Origin of the sequence: Lawsonibacter hominis (genome assembly GCF_014287895.1) — a bacterium.
Classification (GTDB): Bacteria; Bacillota; Clostridia; order Oscillospirales; family Oscillospiraceae; genus Lawsonibacter_A; species Lawsonibacter_A hominis.
In genome coordinates, this window is the sequence record NZ_JACOPP010000064.1 from 1 (window position 1) to 2,791 (window position 2,791).

Genomic DNA, 2,791 nt, shown 5'->3' on the forward strand with positions numbered 1-2,791 from the left:
TGGCGGGCCTCATTGCGCTCGTAACGGGCCGCCTGGGTCAGCTTCTCCGCCTCCGCCTCCAGCAGCTCGTTCAGGGTTTCTTCCACGCTGCCGCGCACTAATTCCTTGATCTGACCCTTGATTACTTCCTCGTTCAGTTGTACAATTTTCTCGGACATGGTTTACAGACTCCTTTCAGAATGGTGTGTCGCAACTTCATTCTACCAGAGTTCTGCAAACCATGTCTCTTTTTATCCTCTTTTATATTTGCGCAACTTATTTTACCTTATCGGTCCATGGGGGAGTTCTCCTTGACTGGCGAGGGGAACATCCACCGGGAGGCGCAGGGGGGTCGGTAGGCTTTGAGAACATTCAGGACCGGGGGGGGAGGAGGACAGTCCGCCGCCCTGCCTTTGTTTTGGGCGGGGAGACTACCAACTCGCCCCGCACCCGATGGACTTGCCGTTCCACCTGGAGCGCCCCAGTTTTCATGTCTAAGTCATCCCATTGGAGGGCGCAAATCTCGCCCCGGCGAAGTCCGGTGGATAGTTCCAGCAGAAGCAACTCATAACATCCGTCCTCTCTGGCTTGGATGAGCAGCCGCTGGATTTCTTCCGGTTCCAGCACCTTCATTTCTCTGGGCTTGGCAGAAGGCAACTTACATCCGTCCGCAGGATTTCGGAAGATCAGATTTTCCTCCACGGCTTTGCCCAGAGCGGCATGGAGCGTGGTGTGGATGCCCCGGACCGTCTGGTTGGAGAGCCCATCGCCGTAGAGGTCTGTTCGTATTAGTCGCCCGCACTTTTTGAGTGACGCATAAAAATCCTGAATATCTGCGGTGGTCAGTTTGTCCAGCTGGGCTTGTCCCAAAGCTGGGATGATGTGCTGGTAGATCCGCCGCTCGTAGGACATCTGGGTGTTGGGCCTGAGATTGGGCTTTTTATATCCTTGATACCAGAGGTCCAGCCAGTCAGCCAGAAAGATTCCGGGCTTGGGCTGGTCCGGCGTAGGCGCTCTCAGCGTTTCCCGGAGCTGCGCCAGCTTCGTGGCACACTCCGACTTGGTTTTGGCCAAGACATTTTTGGTGACCGGCAGGCCCTTGTCATCGTAGCCTACCACATAGCGGCCCTCCCAGCGGCTATCCTTTCTCAGGTGGATGCTGCCGTCGCCGCGGGTTCTACGTTTTGCCATGGGGACATCTCCTCTCCTAAGTAGTCGGTCAGGAAACCGCCCACGATTTCAGCGGCTTTCTTGTGCATATCGGTGGTGGTGTGGGTGTAGGTATCCACCGTGAAGCTGGCCTTATTAGTGTGACCCAGGATACCGGACAGGGTCTTTGCGTCTACGCCGTTGGCCAGGGCGTGGGTGGCGAAAGCGTGCCGTAAATCATGGAACCGAAGGTCAGACAGACTGTTTTCCGTCAGTATCGTTTACAGTTGCCGGTACGCGGTGCTGGGGTTCATCGGGGCTTCTGGCCGCAGCGGATCGTGGAAGATCCATATGGAGTAGGAATGCTTCTTGCGGTTTCGCAGCAGCTCTGCGGTACTGTCAGGCAGGACAATCTTTCGGGTCCCGGCATAGGTCTTGGTGTCGCCTGCCACCAGACGCCCGCCCTTTTCTTTGTGGAGAGTGCGGCTGATGCTCAGAGTTCCTTTCCGCCCGTCAAAGTCGGACCACATGAGGCCGCAGATCTCACCCAGCCGCAGGCCGGTGGTTAGCGCAGTGTAGAAGAAATCGTACCAAATGGGGCCTTGCTTGATAGCATTCATGAAGATGTCTAACTGCTCATCATTCAGGATGGTCATGGCTTTGTGCGCTATCTTGGGTGGCTCTATATGGTCAGCGGGGTTGTTCGGAAGCAGCCGCTGGTCTACCGCAGACTTCAGAGCGTGGTGCAGTGTGGTGTGGATGCCGTGGACGGTGGTGGTGGAGAGTCCTCGGCTCTGGCCGGGGTGGGGATGCACCCGGCCCCGCTCTTTGAGTGTGTCGTAGAGCTTCCGCAAATCTGCCGGTGTGACCTGAGTGAGCTTCTTCCGGCCCAGGTAGGGCTTGACATGGTGTGCCAAATCACTGCGGTAGTGGTCCAAGGTGCTGGGACGGAGGACCAAAGCCATCTGCTCCAGCCAGCGGTCCAGCCAGTCGGATAGGGTCATTTTGCAGTCCTCCGTCAGGTCCACGCCCTGATAGGCAGTGATGTTCTGCCGGAGCTTGACGGTCAGTTCTTTTTGGGTATCGGCATAGATGTATCGGAAGATGGAGTTACCGTTTTCCTTATGGCCGATGACGATGCGGCCCTCCCAGCGGCCATCTTCCCGTTTCCGGACCATGCCGTCGCCCGATGGTCTGCGTTTTGCCAAGTCAATCGCCTCCTTCCTGAATTGCCTGTTTTTCTTCTTCTGCGTCGAAGCCATGAGGCGGATAGCTCATCAATTCCTGATGGATTCCCGTCGCCAGACGGAAGCCGGAGAAGAAACTGTTGAGCGCTGCCTTGTCCCGCAGTTCGATTTCCAAATCAATCAGCCGCAGAAGCGTTCTGCGGTCCTGCTGGTTCAAATGTTCTCTGAGCTGACAGCATTGCACTTTTATCTGCTGTTCCAGCTCCTCACATTCCAACGGCAGGGAGAAGTATTTTTGCAGGGACATCATGTAGTCGTACATGCGTGCGCCTCCTTTGCGTTTGGTAACACAAACACTGGAAAAGTCAAGAACGGTGCAGAACCTGAACACCCCAAATATGAAACTTACGCGGCCAGGCCTCTGGCGGCCTGACGAAACATCACAGGCGGCAGACCACCTGGATTAGCAGTATAGA

At 56.1% G+C, this 2,791-nt stretch carries 2 protein-coding genes and 2 pseudogenes; all 4 read right to left on the reverse strand.

Annotation, left to right across the window (positions count from 1 at the left end; genetic code table 11):
* Positions 1-158: pseudogene (locus H8S57_RS17535) on the reverse strand (IS256 family transposase); the annotation flags it as partial.
* Positions 159-351: 193 nt separating this feature from the next.
* Positions 352-1,170: a site-specific integrase gene (locus H8S57_RS16670; RefSeq protein ID WP_243204875.1), complete on the reverse strand. Its 819-nt coding sequence runs from the start codon at positions 1,168-1,170 to the stop codon at positions 352-354.
* Positions 1,128-2,336 (reverse strand): annotated as a pseudogene (locus H8S57_RS16675) (tyrosine-type recombinase/integrase). Before H8S57_RS16675 ends, H8S57_RS16670 begins: the two are co-directional and overlap by 43 nt.
* 1 nt (position 2,337) lies before the next feature.
* On the reverse strand, positions 2,338-2,637 hold the full coding sequence (locus H8S57_RS16680; RefSeq protein ID WP_186909077.1) for a DUF6809 family protein: 300 nt from the start codon (positions 2,635-2,637) through the stop codon (positions 2,338-2,340).
* Positions 2,638-2,791: the final 154 nt, after the last annotated feature.